A 7,476-nucleotide genomic window follows, 5' to 3' on the forward strand; every position below is an offset into this window, starting at 1 on the left:
CGATGGGCTGGGCGGATTGGCGGGGCCGGGCGGATTAGATAGGCCGGATGGACCCGGTGGACCGGATGGGGGATCGTCATGACGCTGGTATGGCCACGGCGGGTTGGTGCGCTCATTGGCGGACGTCCGCGGGACGGGTGCGCGCCGCCCGGCGCGGCCGAAGCGGAGCTCACCCCGGTCCGGACGGTGCCCTCGACCAACCCGGCCCGGCTCGACGACGTGGTCGCCGAGGTCGAGCTGGCCGGCCCGGAGACGATCCTTGCCGCCGCGGTGGCGGCCCGTGACGCCCAGCGCACCTGGGCAGACGTGCCGGCCCCGGTCCGGGGAAGCGTGATCGGCAATCTCGGCCGGCTCGTCGCGGACAACGCCGCCGCGTTCGCCCGGCTCGTCACCCGGGAGATCGGCAAACCGGCGGCCGAGGCTCGCGGCGAGGTCCAGGAGATCATCGACACCTGCGAGTTCTTCCGCGGCGAGGGACGCCGGCTCTACGGCGAGACCGTTCCCTCCGAGATGCCGGACAAGCAGCTGTTCACCTTCCGGGAGCCGGTCGGGGTGATGATGGTGATCACCGCAGGGAACTTCCCGGTGGCGGTGCCGTCCTGGTACATCGTGCCGGCCCTGCTCGCCGGCGATACCGTGGTCTGGAAGCCTGCCGAGTACGCGGCGGCCTGCGCGCAGGCCCTGGTCGAGCTGATGGCCGCCGCCGGGGTTCCTGCCGGCGCGGTGAACCTCGTGCCCGCCGACGGCGCGGCGACGTCGCTCGGGCTGGAGCGGGCGCTGGCGGCCGGCGTCGTCGACAAGGTCGGCTTCACCGGATCCACCGAGGTCGGCCGGTTCATCGGCGCCCTGTGCGGCCGGTACCTGCAGTCGCCGTGCCTGGAACTCGGCGGGAAGAACCCGATGGTCGTCGCGCCCGACGCCGATCTCGACGCCGCCGTCGAAGCGGCGGTGTTCGCCGGGTTCGGCACCGCCGGGCAGCGGTGCACCTCGCTGGGTACGGCGATCGTGCACGAGTCGGTGCACGCCGAGTTCGTGCGTCGGCTCGACGCCGCCGTGTCCGCGGCGGTCGTCGGCGATCCGACCCGGGACGTGCTGTACGGGCCGCTGCTCGACGCCCGGTTCGCGGCCGGGTTCGCCGACCATCTCGACCTGATTCGGGACCATCATCGGATCTTCGGGTCCACCGCGGTGGGACGGATCACGTCGGCCGGTTTCGGGACGTCGGCCGGTTTCGGGACGTCGGCCGGTTCATCGACGCCGTTGACACCGGCAGGGCCGGCGGGGCCGGGAAGGTGGCCGGGCGGACCGCGTCGCGGCTTCGTCGGCGATCCCGACTCCGGGCTGTACTACCACCCGGTGGTGCTCGACGGCGTGCGCCCGGACGACGAGGTGTTCCGCGAGGAGACGTTCGGTCCGATCATCGGCGTTACCACCTATCGCAGCCTCGACGAGGCCATCGACCTGGCGAACCTGCCCGGCTACGGGCTGTCATCGTCGATCTACACCGGCGATGCGGCGAGCGCGTTCCGGTTCCGGCGGGGGGTGCGGGCCGGGATGGTCAGCGTCAACTCCTCGACGTCGGGCGCGGAGGCCCACCTGCCCTTCGGCGGCAACGGGCGGTCCGGTAACGGAAGCCGCCAGTCCGGTCGCTGGGTCCTCGACCAGGTCACCCGATGGCAGTCGATGAACTGGGACTACTCCGGCAGGTTGCAGAAGGCCCAACTCGACACGGCCGTGCCCCCGGCCGACCTGTCCTTCCGCCTGTCGGACCCGTGACGTTCCGACTGAGACGGGTGCCGTGCTGCCGTCTCGCCTCATGGACCCGATGGGGTTTTCTCGACGATGCGGAACAACGCGGCTGGTCACGGCGGATCGGGGCGTCCGGAGGTTCCGCCGTCCCGGGGCGTTGTCGCATCTCGCCGCATCCAGGACTGGGCCCCGGCGCCCGGGGCCGGTCCGCGCCATAGTCGGCGCATGCCAGACCTGGTGATGCAACCGATGCCCGGGATGCGGCCGACCCCCGGCACACGACGGGCCGGCCGCCGGGAATGGGCCGGTCTCGCCGTACTCGCCCTGCCCTGCCTGCTGCTGTCGATCGACGTGACCGTGCTGTACTTCGCCCTGCCGTTCATCACCGCACGCCTCGCCCCGAGCGGCGCCCAACTGCTCTGGATCGTCGACATCTACTCCTTCGTGCTCGCCGGCCTGCTGATCACGATGGGGACGGTCGGCGACCGGATCGGGCGTCGCCGGCTCCTGCTCTACGGCGCGGCCGTGTTCGGAGCCGCGTCGGTACTCGCCGCCTACGCCACCGGCCCGGTCATGCTGATCCTCGCCCGGGCTGCGATGGGCGCCGCCGGTGCCACCCTGATGCCGTCGACCCTCGGGCTCATCCGGGTCCTGTTCGTCGATCCGGACCAGCGGCGCGTCGCCGTCGCCATCTGGACGGCGAGCTTCTCCGGCGGTGTCGCGCTGGGACCGCTGCTCGGCGGCTTCCTGTTGGAGCACTTCTGGTGGGGTGCCGTCTTCCTGATCAATGTGCCGGTGATGCTCCTGCTGCTGGTGCTGGGTCTCGCGTTCCTGCCCGAGTTCCGGGATCCGCGTCCCGGCCGCTTCGACCTGACCAGCGCCGGGCTCTCCCTCGCCGCCGTCCTCAGCGCGGTCTACGGCATGAAGCGCATCGCCGAACACGGCTGGACCGCTGTTCCGATGACCGCCTTCGTCGTCGGTGTGATCCTGGGCGGCCTCCTTGTGGTCCGGCAGCGCCGGGTCGACCAACCGCTGATCGACCCGCGGTTGTTCGCGTCCCGTGCCGTGCGCACGGCGTTGGCCGTCAACGCCCTCGCCCTGTTCGCCCTCGTCGGGTTCAGCTTCTTCGCCACTCAGTACCTGCAGCTCGTGGCGGGCCTGACCCCGCTGGTCGCCGGACTGTGGACGATGTTGCCGGCGACCGCAATGATTATCTCTGTGCTGGCCGCCCCCCGGCTGCTGCGGCTGCTGCGGCTGGGCGGTGCGCTTGGCGCGGGGCTGGTCGTCACCGCGCTGGGATTCGGCATCGCCAGTCGGCTCGGCGTCTCCGGGGGTCTGCCGGTGCTGCTCGGCGCCTATGCCGTGCTGATCAGCGGGGTCGGTGTCGTCCTCACGATCTGCACCGACGTCGTGCTCGGCAACGCCCCACCCGAACGGGCGGGTTCGGCCTCCGCCCTGTCCGAGTCGGCCATCGAGTTCGGTGGCGCGCTCGGGGTCGCCGTTCTCGGCAGCATCGCCACCGCCGTCTACCGGAACGAGGTGCCGACGCGGGCACCGTCCGGCCTGCCCACGATCGCGGTCGACGCGGCGCGGGAGACCCTCGGCGGTGCGGTGGAGGTCGCCCACCGGCTCCCCGGCGGCCTCCGCCCGGGGGGTCTCGGCGACATGCTGCTGCGGGTGGCACAGGAATGCTATGTCGACGCGATGTCGGTGACCGCTCTGATTGCCATGACGGTCATGGCGGTCACGGCCATCGCCGTCGTGGTGGTGCTGCGCCGGGACGGTGCGCCGTCGATGCCTGAATCGTCAACGGCCGGATCGTTGACGGCCGGGGACGCGGTCGCCGGGCGGGCCGAGAGCGTCGGCACCGAAGGGTCCGACCGTACGGTGGCGGACTCCGCCGCTCCCGGGGCATAGGCGTCGCTTCCGATCGCAGGCGCCGCTCCCGGGCGGGCTCCCGGGCGGGCTCCCGGGCGGCATAGTCGGGTCAGCCGGCCGTCGACTGGCTCGGTGCGGTCGTGGGCGTCGGTGCGGTCGTGGGCGACTCGAAGCGGGGCCGCAGGGGCATGCCGGCGGTGCCGGCGTCCGGCCGGACCGCGAGGGTCTGGTGGATCTGGGTCCGCCCGCTCTCGAAGCTCAGCGCCGATCCGGCCATGTAGAGCCGCCAGACGCGGGCCCGACCCGCCCCGACCATGCTGACCGCGGCCGGCCAGTTCTTCTCCAGCAGGCGTACCCAGGCCCGCAGGGTCAGCGCGTAGTGCTCGCGCAGGGACTCGACGTGGCGCGCCTCGAAACCGGCCGCCTGCATCAGGGAGACCATGACCCCGATCTCGTGTAGTTCCCCGTCCGGGAAGACGTAGCGCTGGAGGAAGTCGCGTCCCCTCGGCAACGGGACCGGGCCGAGGCCGGGGCGGGCCCGGCGGGCCCCCGTGGGGTCGCCGGGAAACGAGATTCCGTGGTTGAGCAGGCGCCCCCCGGGGCGCAGCAGCCGGTACAACTGGTCGAAGTAGGTCGGGAGCATCGCCCGGCCGACGTGTTCCACCATGCCGATGGAACTGATCGCGTCGAAGGGGCCGTCCGGGATTTCCCGGTAGTCCTGCAGGCGGATCTCGATGACGTCGGCGAGGTCCGCCTCGGCGACGAGGCGGCGGGCCTGCGTGGCCTGTTCCACCGAGATGGTCACCCCCACGCCGCGGACCCCGTGGTGGCGGGCGGCGTGGATCAGCATGCTGCCCCAGCCGCAGCCGATGTCCAGCAACCGCTCGCCGGGACGCAGGCCCAGCTTGCGGCAGACCAGCTCGTGCTTGGCGTTCTGGGCGGCGTCCAGGCCGACCTGCGCCGATTCCCACACCCCGCAGGAATAGGTCATCGTCGGGCCGAGGATGAGGCGGTAGAACGCATTGGACACGTCGTAGTGATGGGATATCGCCGCCGCGTCCCGGTCCCGGGTGTGCTGCCGGCCGCGCAGCCGGGCCTCCTCGGGCGGCGGGGCCGGCATGCGCGGGCCGAGTTCGCGCAGCAGGGTCGCGGCGGCGCGGGCGGTCGCGCCGGTCAGCCGCGAGCCGGCCCCGGCGATGCCTCGGCGCACCGCGATGGCGGCGAAGATGTCCCCCTCGACGTCGATCTCCCCGGCGACGAAGGCCCGCGCGAAGCCCAGCTCACCCGGGCGGAACAGAATGCGGCGCAGCGCCTCCGGCGAGCGGACCAGGATCCGGGTGGTGGTGTCCGGTCCCAGCACCGAGCCGTCCCACAGCGCGATCCGTACCGGCGGGTCGTCCCCGATCAGGCTCTCGAACAAGATGCGCGTTGCCCGCGCCACGTTCGGTGACCACCGCGGCTCCCGGCGCGGAATGGTCGCTTCGGCAGGGTCGTGCTCCGCCGGCTGTCGACTGATCGTCACGGCGCATCCTCCGGTTGTTACCTGGGCTCATCGTCCCCCGGAAACCTGCTGCCGCAACGGTGCCGGGTGTTGCATGTCCGTATCCCCGACGGGATCCTCGGTAGCGGGAATGCTCCGGTCCGTCCCGCGCCGCTCAGGCCACGGCGGAGGCGCCGAGCAGGGCCTTGAGGTCGCCCATGAGGGCCGGAGTGCGCTGGACCGTGTACGCGTCGTCGAACCGGAACACGGTGGTGCGGCTTGCGGTCTGCAGCCGCAGGTGCACTTCCGTCGTCTCGGGAGGGTGCCGAGAACCTCCCGCAGCCGCTCCACCGTCAGCGGCGCACCCGCTGCTTGAGTGGGCGGGATTCCGGCGCGACGTACGCCTCGCAGCCGATGATGGGCTTGACGCCGGCCACCGTCGCCTGCTTGTGGAAGTCGTAGGTGCCGTACATGTAGCCGTGACCGGTGATTGCGACCGCCGGCATCTGCTGGCGGGAGACCTCTTTGAGCATGTCCTTCAGCCGAGCCGCCCCGTCCAGTGTCGAGTACTCGGTGTGAACGTGAAGGTCGACGGAAGAGCTGGACCGTCAGACCTTCCCGCGCGCGGTCCGGATACCTCCGCCGTCGTGTCCGCCGGGTACTACGAAGCGATACCGCCGCGGTGCGTACCGCCGCCGCTCGGCGCCGCCACGGTCGTCCCCCGCACGGTCGTCCCCCGCGCCTCGGCGACGGCGGCCTCGATCACCGCGATCGTCCGCTCCACCTCGCCGTCCGAGGTCGACCAGTTGCTTACCGAGATGCGCATCGCCGTGCGCCCCCGCCACACCGTGCCGCTCACGAACGCCTCGCCGCTCGCCGTCACCGCGGCCGTGACCGCTGCCGTCAGCCGGTCGCCCTCCGCCCGCCCGGCCGCCGTCCGGTCGCCCTCCGGGTCTGCCAGCACCCGGATCAGCACCTGGTTGAGCTCCACGACGCGGCCCGGGCCGGCTGACCCGGCTGGGCCGGCCACCGAGTTCAGCACCGTCACCCCGGGAAGAGCGGCGAGCCGCACGGCGAAGCGGTTGGCATACTCGCAGCACCGGTCCACCAGATCGCGCAGCCCCGCCCGGCCGAGCGAGCGCAGCGCCGCGTATACGGCGAAGGCCCGTGCCCGGCGGCTGAACTCCGGTGTCCAGTCGACCGGGTCGAGCCGGCCGGCGGAGTCGAGGACGAAGTAGGCCGCCGAGACCGACATCGACCGCCGGTGCGCCTCGCGGTCCGCGATGAGCGCGATCCCGCAGTCGTACGGGACGTTGAGCCACTTGTGGCCGTCGGTCGCCCACGAGTCGGCCCGCTCGACCCCGGCGACGAGGGCGCGCCGGGACGCCGCCGCCGACACCGCCGCCCACAGCCCGAACGCACCGTCCACGTGTACCCAGGCGCCGTGTTCGCGGGCCAGCGCGCACACCTCCTCGAAGGGGTCGAACCCGCCGGTGTTGACCTCCCCCGCCTGGGCGATCACGATCGTCGGCCCGCTCCCGCCGCTCTCGTCGGCAAGGGCCGCCCGCAGCGCCTCGGGGCGCATCCGCCCGAGTTCGTCGGCCTCGACGGCGATCGTCGCGCGGGTGCCGAATCCGAGCAGGCGCAACGCGGCGTCGACGGTGGCGTGCCGGGCGGCACCGACCAGGACCCGCACGGGCGGCGCCCCGGCGAGACCGTCCGTCTCGACATCCCAGCCGGCCCGCGCCAGCACCCGGTGCCGCGCGGCCGCCAGGGCGGTCACGTGCGCCATCTGGGTGCCGGTGGTGAACCCGACGGACACCCCCGACGGCAGGCCGAGCAGTTGCGCGATCCAGCGGCCGGTCAGTGCCTCGACGGCGCTGGCGGCCGGGGAGAGGGAGGCCAGGGCGGCGTTCTGGTCCCACACGACGGTGAGCAGGTCGGCGGCGAGCGCCGCCGGCAGGGTCCCGCCGATGACGTAGCCGAAGAAGCGGCCTGAGCCGGTCGCGGTGAGGCCGCCGGCCACCGCGTCGACCAGGGCGTCGATGACCGCCACCGGGTCGCTCGGGCCTGCCGGCAGCGTGTCGCCGAGCCGGCGGCGGACCTGCTCGGCGGTCAGGCTGGGGCCGACCCGACGATCGGCCAGACCCGCCAGGTAGGCGTCGGCATGCCCGGCGGCGGCGCGCAGTGCCGCGCGGAGCGCGTCAACGGGCGGCATGCCTCGCATCGGTGGATCTCCTCGTCCGAGATGGATGATCGTTCGCCAGCGGGTCCGATGCCCGGCGGCGTCAGTCGGCCGCCACCGCCACCGCCGCCGCCGCCACCGCCGCCGGTGGCCGGGCGTGCGCCGCCGTTCGGCCCTCCCGGCC

The 7,476-nt window shown here is 72.9% G+C and carries 5 protein-coding genes and 1 pseudogene; 2 read left to right on the forward strand and 4 right to left on the reverse strand.

Features of this window, described 5'->3' with window-relative positions; translation table 11 throughout:
• Positions 1-78 precede the first annotated feature (78 nt).
• Complete coding sequence (locus tag AC08OX_RS12420) at positions 79-1,776, forward strand: aldehyde dehydrogenase family protein (protein ID WP_476607969.1); 1,698 nt, start codon at positions 79-81, stop codon at positions 1,774-1,776.
• Positions 1,777-1,998: 222 nt separating this feature from the next.
• A complete protein-coding gene (locus AC08OX_RS12425) occupies positions 1,999-3,666 on the forward strand; it encodes an MFS transporter (protein WP_476607973.1) in 1,668 nt (555 codons plus the stop codon).
• Between the two features lie 70 nt (positions 3,667-3,736).
• Here the strand turns inward: AC08OX_RS12425 and AC08OX_RS12430 are convergent, their stop codons facing one another.
• The 4 genes and pseudogenes from AC08OX_RS12430 to AC08OX_RS12445 all read right to left on the reverse strand — a co-directional run bounded on the left by AC08OX_RS12430 (position 3,737) and on the right by AC08OX_RS12445 (position 7,334).
• Positions 3,737-5,149: a class I SAM-dependent methyltransferase gene (locus AC08OX_RS12430; protein ID WP_476607970.1), complete on the reverse strand. Its 1,413-nt coding sequence runs from the start codon at positions 5,147-5,149 to the stop codon at positions 3,737-3,739.
• A gap of 133 nt (positions 5,150-5,282) precedes the next feature.
• Positions 5,283-5,411, reverse strand: coding sequence for a hypothetical protein (locus AC08OX_RS12435; protein WP_476607971.1), 129 nt, complete (start codon positions 5,409-5,411; stop codon positions 5,283-5,285).
• A 55-nt stretch (positions 5,412-5,466) separates the two neighbouring features.
• A pseudogene (locus AC08OX_RS12440) lies at positions 5,467-5,712 on the reverse strand (PHP domain-containing protein); the annotation flags it as partial.
• A gap of 56 nt (positions 5,713-5,768) precedes the next feature.
• A complete protein-coding gene (locus AC08OX_RS12445; RefSeq protein WP_476607972.1) occupies positions 5,769-7,334 on the reverse strand; it encodes a pyridoxal phosphate-dependent decarboxylase family protein in 1,566 nt (521 codons plus the stop codon).
• Positions 7,335-7,476: the final 142 nt, after the last annotated feature.

The organism is Frankia sp. CoBUL1, from assembly GCF_978021245.1.

Excerpts from the sequence above, each read along its gene's own strand:
- AC08OX_RS12445 (WP_476607972.1), bottom strand. The coding sequence starts at position 7,334 with ATGCGAGGCATGCCGCCCGTTGACGCGCTCCGCGCGGCACTGCGCGCC.
- AC08OX_RS12420 (WP_476607969.1), top strand. The coding sequence starts at position 79 with ATGACGCTGGTATGGCCACGGCGGGTTGGTGCGCTCATTGGCGGACGT.
- AC08OX_RS12425 (WP_476607973.1), top strand. The coding sequence starts at position 1,999 with ATGCCCGGGATGCGGCCGACCCCCGGCACACGACGGGCCGGCCGCCGG.